A 17,057-nucleotide genomic window follows, 5' to 3' on the forward strand; every position below is an offset into this window, starting at 1 on the left:
TTTTTTTCGTTCAAGATGTACCTATATCGGCAACTATTATTTTAACTTTAATAAGTATGGTCTAAATTTGATTAAAAATCCGTAGTCGTTATCTGTACACTCCTTTCCCACACACGCGGTCATTAGATTTACTTCATCGTTTTTGATGATGTTTAGTAGTCTTTTAAGTAGAATATATGAATAATTATTGTGAATTTCACCTCGAACAACCATAAAACTGCTATCTGCCTCAGCAATAGCATCTATATTTAGTTCTTGAATAATTTCATTGTACTTAAAAACTTTTTCTTCAATTTCTGTAGCATTAGAGTAAACCACGATAGGTTTACCAGCTATCCTTGTTAAATCGTATAGTGATTCAACATCTTTTTTAACAAGCTTATCCTTATAGATGATGTCCAAATAAAAGAAGTAGCTGGAGACGCTTATTGTAATCAAAATGAGAATAAATAGAATAACTAAATTATATTGTTTCATAACAGTATTCCACCTTCCCATTAAGATTATCTTTTTGCTTTATATTAGTTTTTTGAGGCAGCATGCCAATGAACTGCTCAATTTCCGGTGTATTTACTTTTACGCATATATCTCCTTTGTTGTATTCTACCTTCTCAAGAGTAGAGTGTGATGATTTTGTTAGGTGTTCAATATTCTCAAGTATGTCAACTAAATCAACTTTTTCAAGAATTTTTTCAGACTGTTTAAATTTGCTTGTCACTATCTTTTTATACTGACTTTCCAAAGATGCTTTGTTTCCGCTATTTATTTTTGTATCTTGCATGTAGTAAAAACCACTATAGAAAATTGTTGTCGTTAAAAGAATTGTAAATCCAAGAGAGACAAAACCTGCTTTTGCTGCACGGCTAGTGTTGTCCAGGTTAAATGATACTAGTTTAACACCATCATCATTGTCAACAAAAGCTGTTTCATAGCCTCTCTCCTGAGCAAATTCTTTTGGCTTATCTAAAATATAATCTATTATTCTTCTATACTCACATACAACACCGACATATTTGTAGTCCAGCTCAAATACAATTACTGTTCGGGCTTCGCATTCTGAGACTTTTTTAAGTATGTTTTCTTGTATGATTTTATCTTTTGGCAAGAAAGCAATAAAGTTTATACATGTAGGCGATTTTCTAACAGATATTTTCATAGCCGGTGAGTCAAGATCATGCTTTGCTAATTCATACACACGATTGCGTATTGTATTGCTATTGTTAGTAGATTCAATGCATCCTGCTGTAAAAATTGCCATAACTAGTCCATCACTTCATCACATACTTGATAACTCTAGGAGTTACAATGATGACCATTTCACTTTTAGACATCGATTTATATTCACTACCACCAAGTATACGTGCATCTGTTGCTGCTAAACCAGGTATTCCTTTATACCCTTTGTCATTTTTGTGTCTAAATAGTCCAGAAATAACAATAGGTACGCCAGGTTGTACTCTTATATTATTGCTAATGGTCTTAGTGCGAACTTTTGGTTGAGTATAAGATGTATCCCCTACACTAAAGTCACTATACCCAACAATATCGTTGACTATTAAATCTATGTTTGTGATTACAGTTCCATCCATGATATTAGAGTTTAGTGTAATTTGCAGACCGCTTTGTGCAGTTGCATTTTGAGTTGTTGTTTGTATTCCAGTGTCTCCAACAGCAGTAGTTGTTAAGCCAGATATGTACTGCTCTGATTGCCCATCAATCAGTGTTACGTCTGTTCCTGCTATTCCAAGAAGTTTTGGTTTTTGAATACTCTCAACAGTTCCAAACTTTGTTAATGCCTCTCCTATCATGGATGCAGAAAAATACTTATTATTAAGCAATGTACCGAATACTGCAGATGTTGCTACTGCTCCTGCCGCACCAAAAGTAGAAGAAGCAGTAGAAGTAAACTCCAAGTTTCTTGCTCCTGTTGGTATCAGGCTCCAATCTACACCTAGATTGTAGTTATCATTAAGGGCTACATCATAAATAGCTATGTCATACTCTATAACATAAAGGTTGTTTCTAAGTATTGTAAGATACTTCATTATATCTTGATACTCTTTTTCCCTTGCAGAAAATGTAACTGTCGAAGTTACGTTATCTAATACAACATTAAGTGCACCAAGAGTTGATAGTGTACCTTTTAATTGTGATGCAAGTTCAGTAATAGATGGAATTTTAAGAGTGACAGTTTTTACATAACCAAGGTAATATGTTCCATCATCATAGTTAATGCTAAGTTTTTCACCAACGGTCTTTTGTAGTAGTTTTCCAAATCCAATATTTGATGCTGATAAGAAAACATTAGCCGTACCTGTTTCTTGATTTCCAACATCTAAATTGGTGTCATTTGTTGTATTGTTTGTATTGTTTGTATTGTATTGATATCTATTATTTGTATTATTTGTATTATTTGTATATTGATTATTAATTCCTGATTGAGTTACTGGAGATTGAGTCTGAAATATTATATCTTGGTTTGTAGCTTCGCTAAGTAATGCAATTACATCATCAAGTGGTGCACCTAGAATTTTTATTCGTTTTATTTGCTCATTATCTGGAATTATATTTTTTCTAACTTTAAAGTTTTCAGCACTAACTTCTATAACCTTTATAGCAGACTCTGCAGGAACTTGTTTTGTTAAGTCATTAAACTCTTGCTTTAACTCTTTTTTTAGTACTTCTTTTTTATATTCATTAGAGCAACCGTACATAAAAAGTGTTACTACAAATAAGATAAATAAATTAGTTTTACTGAACATTATTATTACGCTTTTGATTATTATACTCAGGAGTTTTTGAACTAAAGTATATTGTTTGTGGAGAGTTGTGACCATCTTTTAAGACTATATAGTTGCTAGATAGGGTAAGAACCTTTACAACTTTTTCTCCAATATATACAGAATCTTTTTGTTTTAAGACGATATTTTTACCATTTATTTTTACTAGTGCGAACTTTCCTTTGTTGCTTTCTATAAAACCGAAATAAGTTATTTTTATGTCTGTTCTTTTTATTTCAGGTTTAGGCTTCTGGATAATAACCTTTACTTCTGCTTCTGCAGGCTTTGGAGCCTGTAAATCTGTAAAAAATGGGTTGTATGATGCATAAATAAATATTGGCATAATAATTAATGTTATGAATATCTTTTGCATACACAAATCCCTTTTTTGTTAATTATTTTAAATTAAAGCAATAATTGTACCAAAAATAGTAGGAATGAATAAAATATAAGTTTTTAAGAAGAGAATATTATGTTGAAATTTTTTAGAGGATTTAATTTTTTTATATTTTCTTTTGCTAAATATAAACTATTTTTTGATTCAACAATTAACTCGCCATTGCTAAATTCAAGTTTTAAGTCAATATTTCTAGGTTTATGAGATAGAAGTGCAATGCTTAGTGATAAAATATAACTAAGTGCATTTAGTTCATTATTATTAGGTAGTAATCCCTTGTATTTTTCTACATGTAAGGATGATGGGAATCTCTTTTTTGCATATTTTGCAAGTGTTGAAATAAGCATTATCTGTTTATGTGTAAATCCAAACTCAAGAGCATTTTGTAAAAGATAGTAGCTATGTCTGTATTGTGAGTAAAAGTGCATACTAGAGCCACTCATACAAAGTTTTGCTGCTATTGCTAACTCATAACGGTATTTTATATCTATGCCTAACTCTTCGTATGTTATATCAAACAATTGTTTTGAGAGTTTGCTTAGTTGATTTGAGTAAGCTGTATCATCTACATGTGAGTCAAGTATTTGTCTTACAGAAGTGTTGTAGTTAATCGGAAATTTGTCTTTCGAATTTCTCAGTAAATCTGCTAGATAAACCCCTTCTCTAAGACCAACACCACTTGTAGTTAGATTATCGACTTTGAATTTATTTAGAACTCTGTCTAGGATTAAAGCACCTGGTTTTATAACGTCAAATCTGGCACTTTTAATCCCTAGCTTTTTTAATCCAGTTTCATTAGATTCTAAGACTTTAGTTAAAAACTTCCTAAATTCACTATAGCTTGACTCATAAGCATGTAATTTTTTCATAGGATATTTGTTGTTATTCATAAGAGCAAGTGAAATTGCCCTAAACGTTCCGCCAATTCCAATTATGGTTGATATTTCAATATTATCAAGCTGTTTTAACTGCAAATCAATAAGCTCTTTGGCTCCATTTATGTCATTGTTGTCAAAAAAGAGTTCTTTAAGTCTCACAGTACCAAGATTAAGGGATATATTGTTGTCTATATTTTTTTTAGATATTATTGAAAATTCAGTTGAACCACCGCCAATATCTATGCTTAAGGCTCTATCTTGATCTGGTAATAAGTTTGCACAAGCGATAGCTCCCAAGTAGGCTTCTCTTTGACCGTCAATGATTTTTATTTTTAGTCCAAGGTTATGTCGTGCATTATGTAAGAAGTCTTTTTTATTTGGCGCATCTCTAAGTGCTGAAGTAGCAATACAAAGAGTTTTTCTTGCTTTAAATGAGGATATGATTGTTAAAAAGTTTTCAAGAGCATAAATAGTTCTTTGCATAGCCTCATCTTGAAGTACACCACCGTTTTGGTAGGCATTTTCAGATATTCTAACCCTGCTTTTTTCTTCATGCAATATTCGAAATGCAAAACGAGAAGTTTTTTCATAGACTACCATTCTAACTGAATTAGAACCTATGTCTATGACTGCTACTCGTTGTGCCATAAAATACTCTTCTACTCTTCTAGTTGGAGGTTTTTATATTTAAATTGAAGCTCAGCAATTGATTCTACATTATCTTTGTCTGGTACAATACAGTCAACTGGACAAACAGATATACAAGCAGGCTCGTCATAAATATTTACGCACTCTGTACAGCGATCTGGATCTATATAGTAAATTGGATCTCCCTCTTCAATTGCTTCTGTAGGGCACTCTTCTCGGCATGCATCACATGCAATACACTCATCATTAATAATTAAAGCCATTAGTTCACCTTATAATTTAGAAGTTCATTTGAAATATATATAAGTATATATTTTTTAGTGTTCGATTTATAGCGAAATAAAGCTTTATTATTTTTTAAATTTTAATATTCTATCAATATTGAGGTAAAATACAAGAAAGTTTTGAGTTTAGGTTTAATGAGGCAATAGTTCCATCTATTCCATCGGTTCTATTTTTTATGCTGATTTTTGCTCCAAGGGCGTCTGCTGCACTTTTAGCTAGAAATAGTCCTAGTCCAACCCCTTGTTTATTTCCTTGTCTCGCAAAGGGTGCATATAGATCAACACTCTCATCTACGCCACACCCCTCGTCAATTACTTCAATAAGCAATCCATAGTTATTTAACGAACTTTGTAGTTTTACTTTGCCTTCCGTACGTGTAAACTTGAGCGCATTTTGTAAAAAATTTTGAACTATTTGATTAAGCAAACCTACTTGAAGTATTGCAGTAAAACCATTAGGCATAAAATTCATCTCTAGTAATTTACCTTCATTTTCAGCAAGTAGCCTAAAGTCATCAGCTTTTTGAGAGAGAACAGCTATAACATCTACTTCCTGAGGTTTTTCTAGTTGCATACCTTCTTGTCTGCCTATATTGAGTATATTAGAAACTATGTTGTTCATTTCATCTATAGTTTTATTTGTTACTTTCAGGGCTTCTATATACTCCTCCGGGGAGCGTTTTTTTAATAGAGTTACTTGATTTTTTAATTTAATAACTGCAAGCGGAGTCTTTAGCTCGTGAGCAGTACCAATAAAAAGTTCTTTTTGATATTTGACAAAATTTTGAATCCTTAAAATAAGATGATTTATTGTAGCACCTAGGGATTCAAACTCTTCAGGTAGATTCTCGGTTACTATTGGCCTTATGAGATGCTCATTCATGTTTGAGAGTTTATTACTTAGTGCTTTTACAGGACTAACTAACATTTTTGAAAGGGTGATTGCGTATACTACAGCAAGTAAAAAACCAGCAATATTTATTATAAAAATATAATGAAGTATTTTATCTAATAACTCCCTTGTTTCTGTAATATTGTTTGTTATTTTCAGATAACTTAAGTCGTCTAAATTAAAAGGGTAAATAAGCGTAAGATAGGTTTTTCCTCTCTTGCTTGTTTGATATAAATCTTCTTCAATATATGATTTTTTAAGCTGTACAATTTCAACTTCTAACCCTAGGTATAACTCTGGTACTAAAGGGGTTACGGAGTTATGTAATGATTTATTATGCGCAATATTTTTTGCATGTTTAACAATCTCTTGATATTTCTCTTCTAGAATAGAACTTTCTATGTACAAGTATAAAAAAGATGAAAATATAAGTATGAGAGATGCCAGTGAGAAGATTAATTTAATTAGAAAAACCCGTCTAATACTTTTTTTAGAAAACATTTTTTACCTAGCTATTAAGTGATGTATGTAAGTATAGCAAATTAATTTAAAACTAACTATATATGTGATATTGTGAAATTTTGAATGCAGGTGATTAACGCAAGCAGAGAAAAGGGGTAAGTTCCCTTTCTCGTTAATATTAATTGATTTCTTTTGGGAAACAAAAGAAGTAAACGACATAAGAGTACGAATATACAGTAGTTTAAATGGTATTAAAAATAAGTTATACATAAAGTTATACATTCTAAAATATTTAATATTTTTACTAAACACTCTTTAAACTGCCTACTTTAAGTACTTTACTTAGTTTATCTGTTAAACTCATTATCAAACCATTTTCTAAGTTCATTAGCATTATACTGTATTTTACACCCATCTTTAGAAGATTTTTCTAATCTATTGTGTACTCTATTTCTTCTATTAGTTTGCCAACTTTTTGAGTACCCATAAAGTAAAGTAAACTCATCCGCTGTTATAAACTCTTTAGTACTTATTACATTAACTTTAACTTCATCTAAGTAAGGTACTTTAATATTGTCATATAATTCATATACATTCAAGGCATACTTTAGTAACTCGTTGTATGTCTTTGTGTTTTGTTTATACAGTTCTATTGCTACTGTATTTCCATCTAGTAGTACTTGTATATCATTTTCTTTATTATCACTATCAGTTACTACAATAGTTACTAAGTCTTTGTAAAACTCTTTGTCTTCTTTACTTAGTTCAGTTCTGTTAATATTCTTATTATTAGTACTTGTATAAACTTTATTAAGTATATCTTTTTGTTTCCTTGATAAGTCTTTTATTGTAGTAACTAAATCATCAAGTATTTTCTTTATTTGTTTGTCTTTATTCATTCTAAAATTATAACTAAAAATCAAGTACTAAATAAAAATTGTAAAGTAAAAAATTCAAGTAAAAATACAACTATAAACAGTTATAAACACCCCTACAACACTTTAAACCTCTTAGTAAACATAATGTATTAAGTAAGTTGTAAAAGTGTCTTGTAGGTCTTCTGTCAACTTAACTTAAACTTAAATAACATTAACTATATCTGTTTACAAAAAATCATCTATTTTTGTGTTTGTTAACTTTTCTTCAAATAATTTAAAATTCACAAACTTTTCTAACTTTAGTAATTCATCTTTTACATTACTAATATCTAAAGTGTACATTATTCCGTCACTTACACTTGTACCCTTATTAATCAATCTTTTGCTTACGCCACTCCCATTCGGACACCCAGTCACTTTTCACTCGGACACTCAGTCGGAAAGTATTCGGACAGTTAGCCGTTTTTAGTTCGGACAATTTGTCTAATTTAGCGGCTGGAAATCATAAGTAGAAAATTCTCTAATAATTTAATTACACTTCATAAAAAAAATGAGGTGTGAAGATGGAGAGACTTTCTATGCGAAAAATTAAAGATATATTGAAGTTACGATTTATAACTGAGATATCCTATAGGCAAATAAGTAGAGCTGTAAATGTACCAAGTTCAACCGTATCAGACTATTGTAAAAGGTTTGAAATAAGTAAATGTACAATAGATGAACTTTTAGAGATAGACGAAGATAAGATATATCAGATTCTATTTCCTGAAAAACTGAAAATTGATAAAACTACTAAACGACCACTTCCAAACTTCGAATATATTCACAAAGAGATAGCAAAAAAAGGTATTACATTTGAGCTGCTATGGATGAAATATAAAGAGCAGCATCCAGATGGATATGCACTGAGTAGATTTAAAGAACTCTATTACAGCTTCAAGAATAAAATAAGCCCCACAATGAGACAGACCTATATACCAGGACATCAAATGTTTGTAGACTATAGCGGTCTTAGTGTTGCATATAGAGATGCTATAACTGGTGAAATACATAAAGCACAAATATTTGTCGCTGTGCTTGGTGGAAGTGGATGTGCATTTGTACATGCAACACCATCTCAAAAACAAGAGTATTTTATAAAATCACACATCTTAGCCTATGAGTTTTATGGTGGTGCACCTAAAATAAATGTACCTGATAATCTAAAGAGTGCCATTATCTCAAATAATAAGAATGGAATTGTTGTAAATGAGAGCTACGCAGAGATGTGTCGCCATTACAATTGCGGGGTTGAACCAGCACGTCCAAAAAAACCTCAAGACAAAGGAATAGTCGAACAAGCTGTGCAAGGGATTCAGAGATGGATATTAGCTGTATTTAGACATAGGACATTTTTTAGTGTTGATGAGATAAATCAGGCTATTGCACCATTGCTGGATCAATACAATTCTAAAAAGAGCAGACACTTAGGAGCAAGTAGATATGAACTCTTTGAAGAAGAAAAACTCCAGCTACAGCCATTACCGGCAAATAGATTTATATACAAAGAGATAAAAATTGCAACAGTTGATTTATCATACCATGTCAAATTATTGGATTGCTACTACTCGGTACCATTTAAATACTTGAGTGAAAAAGTAGAAATAAAATACTCTACAGCCTTAGTAGAGATTTATCACAAAAGTAGGCTGTTGGCGACACATCCAAGGATACACAGAGTAAATGCAAGGTCTACACTTCATGAACATATGCCTAAAAACCATCAGTATCAAAATGAAAAAATGAATCCAGCAAGACTACTAAATTGGACAGTATCCATAGGTGAAAACACAAGAGCCTTTACTCAGAAAAAGCTTGATGGTTCAGAGTATCCTGCGAATGCATATACTAGTATCATCGCTATATTAAATAAAGCGAAAGTTTACGGAAGAATTGAGCTTGATATGGCACTTGCATACGCACTCTCAATAAATGCGACAAGTGTAAAATCGATAGAGTCAATACTATCTAAAAAGCTCTATGTGCAGATAGCAAACAATGTAACAAGTACAGTAATTAATAATCATGAAAATATTCGTGGTAAAGATTACTACAAATAAAAAAGGAAATCGAATAAATGAATCAAACTACAGTAATAAATAAACTTAATGATTTAGGATATCAGGGCTTAAAAAATGCATATCTAAGACAGATGGAGGATACAAACTATCATCAACTTAGCTTTGAGGAGAGAATCTATGGTCTCTTAGATGCACAAGATATTTTTTTACAAAACAAAAGAATAGCTACAAATATAAAAGCCTCAAAAATCAAAGACAAACAAGCAGCAATAGAGAATATAGATTATAACTCTAGCAGAAACATTGACAGACAGGCTTTCCAATCGCTTATTAGCATGGATTTTATTCGTAATCATCAAAATATTATCATCACTGGGAAAACTGGAACTGGTAAGAGCTTTACAGCCCAAGCACTTGCAAACAGAGCTCTGTTAGATGGATTTAAAGTTTATTATGTTCGGGTACCTACACTGCTAGAAGAGATTAAAATATCAAGAGCAGATGGGACGTATACAAATTTACTAAAAAGATATTCAAGGTTTCAGCTTCTTATACTTGATGACTTTGGAGTATCGCAAATATCTACAGATGATGTTACAAACCTATTTGAGATTATTGAAGATAGGACAGAGATAAACTCGACTATTATAACTTCACAATTACCTGTTTCTCAGTGGTATGACTATCTCAATAATGATACTGTAGCGGATGCTATGTTGGATCGGGTAGTTCACTCATCTCATCGTGTTGAAATAAAGGGTGAATCTATGAGAAAATTGAAGTCAAAAATAAATCCAAATTAAAACTCATTCGGACACTTGTGTTATAATTTTACACTTAGAGATTTTTTACTTATGCATGTCCGAATGATTTCCGGCTAGCTGTACGAGTGAAGTGGCTGGAGCAATCTTTTTTGGATGTTACATTTATTTCTAGTACCGAAAAGTTTTACATGGTACTTATTTAATTCATTACTTAATTCTTTAATACTATGTATTTTCTTTAGTAGTCTAGGCAGTAATTTAACTTCAAATCTAGTAATGTCCTTATCTATATTATTATTAAGTACTAGTTCTTTATGTGTTTTATCACACAAGTAGGCACTCATCATCATATTACTTCTATCTAAAGTTTTTACACCATTCTTTACTTTATTTTTTATAGTTTCAATATATTGTGTCTTAGTACTAATATCAGTAATAAGTTTATCTATCCTATTTCCTCTTACTTTATCTTTCTGTACTATTACTTTATCATTTGTAGTATTAATATCAGTACAAATATCTATCTGTCTAATATCCCACTTACTTAAATTACATTTTATACTTAAGTACTCTAGTAAACTAAATATGTGTTTAGTTCTATTATTGTCTAGGTCAGTATTGTAAGTTTTTAATCCATTAAAATTAATAATATTACTTACTAAACCATCTTTATTAATTAAAGTCCTGTAATCAAATATTACTTGATTATTCTCTTTTACTAAGTACTTGTTCATACTGTTGTTTGTTTCAATCTTGTGTTTAGTTAATGTGTTGTTTTGTATGTAGGTTTCCATCTGTGTATGGAGTGTATTTGTAGTATAGTTAACAAAACTAATACTATCAATTGTAGTTTGTAAATTGTTCATCCTTGTACCTCTATTTGTTTTCACAAATATTTATACAAATCATTAACAATTATTCAAAAATAGATAAAAAGTACTGAAAAACAGTTAACCTTTTATGGAGAAAAACATAGGGTATACAGTACTTATGGTGTATATTAATATGTACTATAACAGTATTAATACACTAAAATCAAAAAGTATATATACCCTCTCAAAAACAAAAAATCCAAAAAAGTATATATACCCTCTTGTAAGTCTTCTATTTTCCCTATTATTTTATTTTCTAGTTCTTTTCGCTGGTAGTAAATCTTCTTTAGCATTTTTCTTAAATAAACTTCTTAACTGTTCAGCAGTTACAGCATACTCTTTTGCAGTACTTTTCTTACCTTTAATAGTTATCGGTTTATCTGTATATGCTTCTTTAACACTTCCAAATTCAACAAGTATACCACTAGCAATATATCTTAATTTTGACATAGTAAAGTTACCTTTATTATCTTCAGCATAATTAAATAGTACTTCTTTCATAGCATTAAACTCTTCACTATACTTAGCAACTCTAGTACTTACTGTATTATTTGCCTTATCAATTATCTTATCTACATCAATCTTAGTTATATCAAATGTTGCCATTATGTTTCCTTTTGTTTTAATTCGCAAAAGTATATCATATCTATAGTTTATTTAGTAAGTAATAGTGTAGTTTATTTGTTAGTTGTATAAATAAGTGTAGTAAGTTTAAACAATAAGTTTATCTCTCATTTACTTATTTGTTTACTCTTATACCTATTACAGTAGGCTCGAAAGTTTTCATAGTAGACACCTCTACTAACTCCTTGTAGTAGTATAGTTTAACTATACTACTTTTAAATTCCTTGTTTTAATATATTTTCCTAAACTTTGTACACTACCAATATTAATATATTCGTGTATTCTTTTATTAGTAACTCCTAAATTAATTAACTCAGTTATCTTGTCTTTATGTTCATCAAATATACTTTTAACTTGTTGTCCTTTTTGTCTACCTAATTTAGTTCCATTTGCTTTTACTCGTGCTAGTCCTTGTTTAGTTCTCTCACTAATAAAACTTCTTTCAAGTTCTGCTACTGCTGTTAACATTGTTAACATCATTGTATTCATAGCATTAGTATTATTACTATCAATAACTAAATTTTCTTTTATAATAATAAGTTTAATACCTTTGTTTTTAATGTCTTCAATAATTTGTAAAGTTTCAATAGTACTTCTTCCAAGTCTATCTAAAGCATAAACAATTAAAGTATCATTCTTTTGTAATTTTTCTAGTGTAGTATCTATTTGTCTGTCTTTTCTATTATTTCTAGTACTTGTAGTTACTTCAATAATATCATCTATCTTTATTTTATTATTATAAGTATATTCTAGTATTGTATGTTTTTGTGTGTCAGTAGTTTGTTTATCTGTGCTTACTCTTGTGTAACCTATTATCATGTTCTTTCCTAGTAATAAACTTTAGTAGTATTATTATCACTAGAAGAACATGAAAAGAAACTTTAAACTATACCTATATCGTTTATTTTTTCAGTACTTTAGTTGTTCGTTTGTAGTTTACTTAGTACTCTCATCTTCATCTCTTGCTTTAGCGATAAAGTCTAATAAAAAAACTAAAAATATAGAAAGCACAAGTCCTGTTATAAAACTAACAACAACTATTAACTTTTTCTTTGGTTTGTTTATCGCTTCATTACCTATCGTAATGTTACCAATTTGTTTAGTCATAATATACTTCTCAAAAAGTTTTGCTTTTGATTTATGTCTTTCTAAAACATATACTACATATTTTTCTAAATCTCTCTTTATTACTTCTTTATTAACATTAGTAGTTGATAAAGACATTAACCCATTAGATCTTTTTGGAAGTGTTACTAATAGTGAATATTGTTTTTCAAGTATGTGTTTTAAGTTATTAGGATTATCTAAATAAGTTAAGTTTGTTGTATTACTTTTAACTTCTCCAATTTCTAGCATTACATTACCACTATAAACAGGTATTGGATTTTTCATATATACATATACAATTGCTCCTAGTGTAACCAAAGTTGTAACTATAAAAATAACAATTTTCCTATTTACTATAATCTTCCATAACTCTCTCAAGTCTATTTCATCTTCTTCTATATGTCTTACTTGTCCATTATTCATACTAATTCCTTAAAGAAGTCAATACTATTTAAAAATACCATAAACCCAACTAATATAATAAACATTATCAATGACGCTATTCCAAAAAGTTTTTTTCTCATGCTTTTCCTTTATTAATTCTGTTATTGTATCAAAATATTAATACAAATGAGTATTTCGCACACTTACTAAACTGTTACCCTCATTTAAAGTTGTAATACCTCTTAGTATTAAATCAATAGTATATCTATCCGCACCACTTTCAACTAGTGCTTCTCCAAAAGTACTACCTTTTTTTATTCTCTCTTTTAAAAAATTAAAGTTATGTTTACTCTTCATGTACTGTTTAACTGCTAGTTCTTCTGTGCCTGTCATTACATTACTTTTAACAGTTGTATCTTCATTAAGTACTTTATTGTTATTTAACTTTTCTTTTTGTCCTTTAATACTATTTCTTTTAATATACTCTTCTGCTAATGTATTATGCTTAAGTCTTTCTTCTTTCTCGTTAAGTGTTCTGTTAAGTTTACTTATTGTTTCTTCTTGTTTTTGTATTAAGTCTTCATTTTCTATAATAGTGCCTACTTGCTCTCCGTGTTCATGTTTGTATGTATTATTAAAGTACTCATCTTAAATATGGTTGTATTCTCCACTTTCAAGCATTACAGTAACAAAGTTTTTTACCTTTTCAGTTGTAATAGTGCCATCAGTAATACTCTTAATAAAATCACTTTCACTTTCGTTAAGTCCTGTTCCTCTAGTTCTTCTTCTATTTGTTGTATTTCTATTTGTTTTGTTCATAATTATTCCCCTAGTAAATTAATATCTTTGTAATTGTTTTTTTTAATATCTTCTAAAAACATATAATACTGCCCTATTGTTACCCACATATGAAGACTTAATTGTCTAATAGTATAAGACTTACTTTGTTGTACTAATACCATTAACTCTGTTAAGTTTTCTTCTAATTCTGTCAAAGGTTTATCTTCAATGCTTATTGCCAACATTGCTTCCATTAAACCTCTAATACTCTCTGTGTTACTAGTAGTATAATATTCTAAAGGTTTTTCTAATATCTTATTTACTCTCTTAATAAGTTGTTCTTTACTCATCATCTTGTACCCCTTTAGTTTGGAACTTTGCTAATATTTCTTGTGTATCAGCAATAATCATTTTATTGTCCTGTTGTACTTCTTTTCTAATAATTTCTTGTTTAGTTACAGGCATTTCGTACTCTAATAGTTTAAGTGCTATTTTTACTAATAGTTCTTTTTCACTTATTGTATTACTTTCTTTCACTAGTAGTTGCAGTACTACTTCTTTTAATATTTCTTTTGGTTTAATTCCTGTTAAATCGTTATTAAAAAATGTTTCGTACTTTTCTTTAATTATTGTAGTTTTATTCTTAACACCTTTACGACTTTTTATTGTTGTTGGTTGATTATCACTTGTAAATAATGACATTGTTAAAGTTCCTTTTGTATTACAGTAAAAAAAGTTTTATAGTTATGTGTTCCATAATCTTCTTCTAGTACATTAGCAATTGCTTTAGCAAAAGTACTTATGTCTAAACTATCGTCTACCTTTTCTATACTAGTACTAATTAGTTTTTGTAGTTTAGTTGCCTTAGTAGTATCAATCTTAACAATGTAGTTATCTTTTTCATTTATATTTTGTAGTCTTTCTTCCATTGCTTTATAACTATCCATATCTTTATACGAAACCATTACTTTAGTTCCTTAGCAATCTTCTTTTCTAAGTTAAGTTTTTTAATAATATTTAGTAATTCATTAAGTAATGTTTCATTACCTTTTGAGTCTTTCTTAAGTAATTTTGTGTGTGTTGGTTTAAGTAGTAAACTTTGTAGTGTTTGTTCTGTTGTCATGTGTAACTCCTATATTTTATAAGAGTATTTATAAGAGTAGTAAAGTAACGGCAAGTTTCCGTTATTTTTTTTCGTTACTTGAGTGGATTAAGTCTATTTTAACTACTTAATTATATCCGAATAGTATTCGTATAATTCTTGTATATCTTCATTGTTATAAGTTAAGTAAACACTTTTCATTTCATTACTCGTATGTGACAGTACTACTTCATTTACAAAGTCAGTATTAAATTTTGTACATAATGATATAAAAAACTTTCTATTAGTGTGTGAACTTACTTTGTAGTCTGTACCTAATTTTATTTTTTGTATCATTACTTTATAGTTTCTAATATAAGTATCTTTATGACTAGGAAATATTTTTTCATCTAAGTCTTTGTTATGTATTAATAACTCTATTACAACTTCGGGTACAGGATATTGGTATAGGTGAGTATTGTCTTTTCTTGTTTTAGTTGTTTCCGCCCTTACTTTTATTCGTTTAGTTTCAAAGTTAATATCAGTATATTTTAACTGTGTTAACTCTCCTATTCGACGACCAGTTAATAACGAAAGTAAAAATAGTACTTCAGTGTTAACACCACCATGTGATTGAGTAGTAATACCTTGATACACTTTTTTAACTATTTCTTTTAATTCATCTTGTGTTGAATTTAAAAATGTTTTCTCTCTTTTGTAGTTAGTTTTTACAAGTTTTAATGGATTTCTATCTATATTTTGTAGTTCAAACTCTCTTTTAAATATAGGCATTAATAAGTTTTTAACTCCTTCTTTAGTTGAGTTTCCTATTCCTTTACTTTCTATATTATCCATTATTTCTTCTAAGTCTGTTACTCTAATTTTACTTATTTTTATGTGTCCTATTTTATCGTGTACCCATTTATTGTATTGTAAAAGTGTTGTAGTTTTGTAAGGTTCATTTAGTTTTTTATTATATTTGTAATATAACTTATCGAGTATTTCGCCTTTTATGTAAAGAGGGTCTTTATTTTTTACTATTTCTATTTGTATCTCTTGTAGTCTATCGTGTGCTTGTTTTTCACTAGTACATCCATACTAATTAGTCATATTAACCCAACCAATATTTTTACCTTTTGTTATCCTCGCAAAGTAGTCTATACCTCTGTATGCTGTTTGATAAGTGTATATACTAGTATACTTCTTACTCTTTACTTTTTTATTCTTTAGTGCCATTTTATCCCTTTGTTAAAAGTTATACATAAGTTATACATAAAGTTATACATTCCATAGTGTAACAGAATAGGATTAATAAGTAAATATTTAAGGTTAAATTAATTTTTAAGTGAAGTAAACCCCAAGTTTATGGGGTTTGGTGTGGATTGAATTAAGTAAAGATTAACTAATTTCTTTTGGGAAGCAGAAACGGTATCCACGACGACGAACAGTTTCAATTGTTGTGATTCCTAATGGTTTGTCCATTTTTTGACGAATTTGGTTGATAGCAACTTCAATAACATTTGGAGTAACAAGCTCAGGCTCTTCCCAAATCGCGTCTAGTAGTTGTTCTTTAGAAACAATTTGATCACGGTGACGAGCTAAGTGAGTTAGAACTTCAAAAGGTTTACCTTTAAGCTCTATATCTTGCTCTTTGTAAGTTATTTTTTCCTCTTCAGGGTTGATAACTAAATCGTCTATTGAAATAATATTACTTCCTCCAAAACGAAGACGAGCTTCAATACGTGCAATTAGAACATCGAAGTCAAATGGTTTTCTGATATAGTCATCAGCACCACTTCTTAGAGCTTCAATCTCACTCTCGTTGTCATCTCTAGCAGATAAAACTATTACAGTAGTTTTTGGAGTCTTAATTTTTATGTCACCTATAATATCTACAGAGTTTCCATCAGGAAGCATCCAGTCCATTAATACTAGGTCGTAGTTACGGATATCTAAGTAATATTCACCGTCTTTAAGTGTTTCAACAACATCGCTTTGGTAGCCAAATTCTTTTAATCCTTCAGCAAGCATTTTGTTTAATGTAACTTCATCTTCTATAATAAGAATGCGCATTATTTATGTCCTATATTTGAATATTTTGGCGAATGATATCATAATTTTAGAAAACTTTAAAGAAAAATTCAATTTTCTTTAATAAAAATTTAA

General features: G+C 29.6%; 24 protein-coding genes. 2 read left to right on the forward strand and 22 right to left on the reverse strand.

Translation table 11 applies throughout. From position 1 onward, the window contains the following. Positions 1 to 36 precede the first annotated feature (36 nt). From HUE87_RS03930 to HUE87_RS03970, 9 genes are all read right to left on the reverse strand, one after another. Positions 37 to 477 carry a hypothetical protein gene (locus HUE87_RS03930; RefSeq protein ID WP_194367434.1) on the reverse strand — a complete coding sequence of 147 codons (441 nt, stop codon included), beginning with the start codon at positions 475 to 477 and terminating at the stop codon, positions 37 to 39. After that, the gene (locus HUE87_RS03935; RefSeq protein WP_194367435.1) at positions 464 to 1,258 is read right to left on the reverse strand and encodes a hypothetical protein; all 795 of its coding nucleotides are present in this window, start codon (positions 1,256 to 1,258) and stop codon (positions 464 to 466) included. The genes HUE87_RS03930 and HUE87_RS03935 overlap by 14 nt, the downstream gene beginning before the upstream one ends. A gap of 10 nt (positions 1,259 to 1,268) precedes the next feature. Then, positions 1,269 to 2,714 carry a type II secretion system protein GspD gene (locus HUE87_RS03940; protein ID WP_194367436.1) on the reverse strand — a complete coding sequence of 482 codons (1,446 nt, stop codon included), beginning with the start codon at positions 2,712 to 2,714 and terminating at the stop codon, positions 1,269 to 1,271. A gap of 37 nt (positions 2,715 to 2,751) precedes the next feature. Continuing rightward, positions 2,752 to 3,153 carry a hypothetical protein gene (locus HUE87_RS03945; protein WP_194367437.1) on the reverse strand — a complete coding sequence of 134 codons (402 nt, stop codon included), beginning with the start codon at positions 3,151 to 3,153 and terminating at the stop codon, positions 2,752 to 2,754. 83 nt (positions 3,154 to 3,236) lie between these two features. Beyond that, complete coding sequence (locus HUE87_RS03950) at positions 3,237 to 4,703, reverse strand: Ppx/GppA phosphatase family protein (protein WP_194367438.1); 1,467 nt, start codon at positions 4,701 to 4,703, stop codon at positions 3,237 to 3,239. An 11-nt stretch (positions 4,704 to 4,714) separates the two neighbouring features. Continuing rightward, on the reverse strand, positions 4,715 to 4,966 hold the full coding sequence (locus HUE87_RS03955) for a YfhL family 4Fe-4S dicluster ferredoxin (protein ID WP_194367439.1): 252 nt from the start codon (positions 4,964 to 4,966) through the stop codon (positions 4,715 to 4,717). 112 nt (positions 4,967 to 5,078) lie between these two features. Further along, on the reverse strand, positions 5,079 to 6,380 hold the full coding sequence (locus HUE87_RS03960) for a sensor histidine kinase (protein WP_194367440.1): 1,302 nt from the start codon (positions 6,378 to 6,380) through the stop codon (positions 5,079 to 5,081). 308 nt (positions 6,381 to 6,688) lie between these two features. Then, positions 6,689 to 7,240 carry a hypothetical protein gene (locus HUE87_RS03965; RefSeq protein ID WP_194367441.1) on the reverse strand — a complete coding sequence of 184 codons (552 nt, stop codon included), beginning with the start codon at positions 7,238 to 7,240 and terminating at the stop codon, positions 6,689 to 6,691. A gap of 204 nt (positions 7,241 to 7,444) precedes the next feature. Continuing rightward, positions 7,445 to 7,597 carry a hypothetical protein gene (locus tag HUE87_RS03970; RefSeq protein WP_194367442.1) on the reverse strand — a complete coding sequence of 51 codons (153 nt, stop codon included), beginning with the start codon at positions 7,595 to 7,597 and terminating at the stop codon, positions 7,445 to 7,447. Positions 7,598 to 7,797: 200 nt separating this feature from the next. On the opposite strand from HUE87_RS03970, the gene istA reads away from it, so the two are divergent. Together istA and istB are read left to right on the forward strand one after the other, a co-directional pair. Next, positions 7,798 to 9,318: an IS21 family transposase gene (gene istA, locus HUE87_RS03975; protein WP_229855219.1), complete on the forward strand. Its 1,521-nt coding sequence runs from the start codon at positions 7,798 to 7,800 to the stop codon at positions 9,316 to 9,318. 17 nt (positions 9,319 to 9,335) lie between these two features. Beyond that, a complete protein-coding gene (gene istB, locus HUE87_RS03980) occupies positions 9,336 to 10,082 on the forward strand; it encodes an IS21-like element helper ATPase IstB (RefSeq protein WP_194367444.1) in 747 nt (248 codons plus the stop codon). 74 nt (positions 10,083 to 10,156) lie between these two features. On the opposite strand, the gene HUE87_RS03985 is transcribed toward istB, so the two are convergent. The 13 genes from HUE87_RS03985 to hsrA all read right to left on the reverse strand — a co-directional run bounded on the left by HUE87_RS03985 (position 10,157) and on the right by hsrA (position 16,964). Then, on the reverse strand, positions 10,157 to 10,909 hold the full coding sequence (locus HUE87_RS03985; RefSeq protein ID WP_194367445.1) for a hypothetical protein: 753 nt from the start codon (positions 10,907 to 10,909) through the stop codon (positions 10,157 to 10,159). 255 nt (positions 10,910 to 11,164) lie between these two features. Continuing rightward, positions 11,165 to 11,521: a hypothetical protein gene (locus HUE87_RS03990; protein ID WP_194367446.1), complete on the reverse strand. Its 357-nt coding sequence runs from the start codon at positions 11,519 to 11,521 to the stop codon at positions 11,165 to 11,167. A gap of 222 nt (positions 11,522 to 11,743) precedes the next feature. Then, positions 11,744 to 12,358, reverse strand: a complete 615-nt coding sequence (locus HUE87_RS03995; protein ID WP_194367447.1) for a recombinase family protein — start codon at positions 12,356 to 12,358, stop codon at positions 11,744 to 11,746. Between the two features lie 117 nt (positions 12,359 to 12,475). Then, complete coding sequence (locus HUE87_RS04000; RefSeq protein ID WP_194367448.1) at positions 12,476 to 13,069, reverse strand: Wzz/FepE/Etk N-terminal domain-containing protein; 594 nt, start codon at positions 13,067 to 13,069, stop codon at positions 12,476 to 12,478. Positions 13,070 to 13,207: 138 nt separating this feature from the next. Then, positions 13,208 to 13,423 (reverse strand): hypothetical protein, encoded by a 216-nt coding sequence (locus HUE87_RS04005; protein WP_194367449.1) that lies wholly within the window; start codon positions 13,421 to 13,423, stop codon positions 13,208 to 13,210. Between the two features lie 255 nt (positions 13,424 to 13,678). Further along, a complete protein-coding gene (locus HUE87_RS04010) occupies positions 13,679 to 13,849 on the reverse strand; it encodes a hypothetical protein (RefSeq protein ID WP_194367450.1) in 171 nt (56 codons plus the stop codon). A 2-nt stretch (positions 13,850 to 13,851) separates the two neighbouring features. Then, complete coding sequence (locus HUE87_RS04015; protein WP_194367451.1) at positions 13,852 to 14,163, reverse strand: hypothetical protein; 312 nt, start codon at positions 14,161 to 14,163, stop codon at positions 13,852 to 13,854. Beyond that, positions 14,153 to 14,512 (reverse strand): hypothetical protein, encoded by a 360-nt coding sequence (locus HUE87_RS04020; protein WP_194367452.1) that lies wholly within the window; start codon positions 14,510 to 14,512, stop codon positions 14,153 to 14,155. The genes HUE87_RS04015 and HUE87_RS04020 overlap by 11 nt, the downstream gene beginning before the upstream one ends. A gap of 2 nt (positions 14,513 to 14,514) precedes the next feature. Beyond that, the gene (locus tag HUE87_RS04025; protein WP_194367453.1) at positions 14,515 to 14,775 is read right to left on the reverse strand and encodes a hypothetical protein; all 261 of its coding nucleotides are present in this window, start codon (positions 14,773 to 14,775) and stop codon (positions 14,515 to 14,517) included. After that, positions 14,775 to 14,933: a hypothetical protein gene (locus HUE87_RS04030; protein WP_194367454.1), complete on the reverse strand. Its 159-nt coding sequence runs from the start codon at positions 14,931 to 14,933 to the stop codon at positions 14,775 to 14,777. Before HUE87_RS04030 ends, HUE87_RS04025 begins: the two co-directional genes overlap by 1 nt. Before the next feature lie 102 nt (positions 14,934 to 15,035). Further along, complete coding sequence (locus tag HUE87_RS04035; protein WP_194367455.1) at positions 15,036 to 15,746, reverse strand: tyrosine-type recombinase/integrase; 711 nt, start codon at positions 15,744 to 15,746, stop codon at positions 15,036 to 15,038. A gap of 243 nt (positions 15,747 to 15,989) precedes the next feature. Next, positions 15,990 to 16,127 carry a hypothetical protein gene (locus HUE87_RS04040; protein ID WP_194367456.1) on the reverse strand — a complete coding sequence of 46 codons (138 nt, stop codon included), beginning with the start codon at positions 16,125 to 16,127 and terminating at the stop codon, positions 15,990 to 15,992. A gap of 162 nt (positions 16,128 to 16,289) precedes the next feature. Then, the gene (gene hsrA, locus HUE87_RS04045; protein ID WP_194367457.1) at positions 16,290 to 16,964 is read right to left on the reverse strand and encodes a homeostatic response regulator transcription factor HsrA; all 675 of its coding nucleotides are present in this window, start codon (positions 16,962 to 16,964) and stop codon (positions 16,290 to 16,292) included. Positions 16,965 to 17,057 lie beyond the last annotated feature (93 nt).

Source organism: Candidatus Sulfurimonas marisnigri (assembly GCF_015265475.1).
Lineage (GTDB): Bacteria > Campylobacterota > Campylobacteria > Campylobacterales > Sulfurimonadaceae > Sulfurimonas > Sulfurimonas marisnigri.

What these genes read in the sequence shown, in the direction of transcription:
- HUE87_RS03930 (WP_194367434.1), bottom strand. Translation starts at nt 477, where the DNA reads ATGAAACAATATAATTTAGTTATTCTATTTATTCTCATTTTGATTACA.
- HUE87_RS03935 (WP_194367435.1), bottom strand. Translation starts at nt 1,258, where the DNA reads ATGGCAATTTTTACAGCAGGATGCATTGAATCTACTAACAATAGCAAT.
- HUE87_RS03940 (WP_194367436.1), bottom strand. Translation starts at nt 2,714, where the DNA reads ATGTACGGTTGCTCTAATGAATATAAAAAAGAAGTACTAAAAAAAGAG.
- HUE87_RS03945 (WP_194367437.1), bottom strand. Translation starts at nt 3,153, where the DNA reads ATGCAAAAGATATTCATAACATTAATTATTATGCCAATATTTATTTAT.
- HUE87_RS03950 (WP_194367438.1), bottom strand. Translation starts at nt 4,703, where the DNA reads ATGGCACAACGAGTAGCAGTCATAGACATAGGTTCTAATTCAGTTAGA.
- HUE87_RS03955 (WP_194367439.1), bottom strand. Translation starts at nt 4,966, where the DNA reads ATGGCTTTAATTATTAATGATGAGTGTATTGCATGTGATGCATGCCGA.
- HUE87_RS03960 (WP_194367440.1), bottom strand. Translation starts at nt 6,380, where the DNA reads ATGTTTTCTAAAAAAAGTATTAGACGGGTTTTTCTAATTAAATTAATC.
- HUE87_RS03965 (WP_194367441.1), bottom strand. Translation starts at nt 7,240, where the DNA reads ATGAATAAAGACAAACAAATAAAGAAAATACTTGATGATTTAGTTACT.
- istA (WP_229855219.1), top strand. Translation starts at nt 7,798, where the DNA reads ATGCGAAAAATTAAAGATATATTGAAGTTACGATTTATAACTGAGATA.
- istB (WP_194367444.1), top strand. Translation starts at nt 9,336, where the DNA reads ATGAATCAAACTACAGTAATAAATAAACTTAATGATTTAGGATATCAG.
- HUE87_RS03985 (WP_194367445.1), bottom strand. Translation starts at nt 10,909, where the DNA reads ATGAACAATTTACAAACTACAATTGATAGTATTAGTTTTGTTAACTAT.
- HUE87_RS03990 (WP_194367446.1), bottom strand. Translation starts at nt 11,521, where the DNA reads ATGGCAACATTTGATATAACTAAGATTGATGTAGATAAGATAATTGAT.
- HUE87_RS03995 (WP_194367447.1), bottom strand. Translation starts at nt 12,358, where the DNA reads ATGATAATAGGTTACACAAGAGTAAGCACAGATAAACAAACTACTGAC.
- HUE87_RS04000 (WP_194367448.1), bottom strand. Translation starts at nt 13,069, where the DNA reads ATGAATAATGGACAAGTAAGACATATAGAAGAAGATGAAATAGACTTG.
- HUE87_RS04005 (WP_194367449.1), bottom strand. Translation starts at nt 13,423, where the DNA reads ATGACAGGCACAGAAGAACTAGCAGTTAAACAGTACATGAAGAGTAAA.
- HUE87_RS04010 (WP_194367450.1), bottom strand. Translation starts at nt 13,849, where the DNA reads ATGAACAAAACAAATAGAAATACAACAAATAGAAGAAGAACTAGAGGA.
- HUE87_RS04015 (WP_194367451.1), bottom strand. Translation starts at nt 14,163, where the DNA reads ATGATGAGTAAAGAACAACTTATTAAGAGAGTAAATAAGATATTAGAA.
- HUE87_RS04020 (WP_194367452.1), bottom strand. Translation starts at nt 14,512, where the DNA reads ATGTCATTATTTACAAGTGATAATCAACCAACAACAATAAAAAGTCGT.
- HUE87_RS04025 (WP_194367453.1), bottom strand. Translation starts at nt 14,775, where the DNA reads ATGGTTTCGTATAAAGATATGGATAGTTATAAAGCAATGGAAGAAAGA.
- HUE87_RS04030 (WP_194367454.1), bottom strand. Translation starts at nt 14,933, where the DNA reads ATGACAACAGAACAAACACTACAAAGTTTACTACTTAAACCAACACAC.
- HUE87_RS04035 (WP_194367455.1), bottom strand. Translation starts at nt 15,746, where the DNA reads ATGGATAATATAGAAAGTAAAGGAATAGGAAACTCAACTAAAGAAGGA.
- HUE87_RS04040 (WP_194367456.1), bottom strand. Translation starts at nt 16,127, where the DNA reads ATGGCACTAAAGAATAAAAAAGTAAAGAGTAAGAAGTATACTAGTATA.
- hsrA (WP_194367457.1), bottom strand. Translation starts at nt 16,964, where the DNA reads ATGCGCATTCTTATTATAGAAGATGAAGTTACATTAAACAAAATGCTT.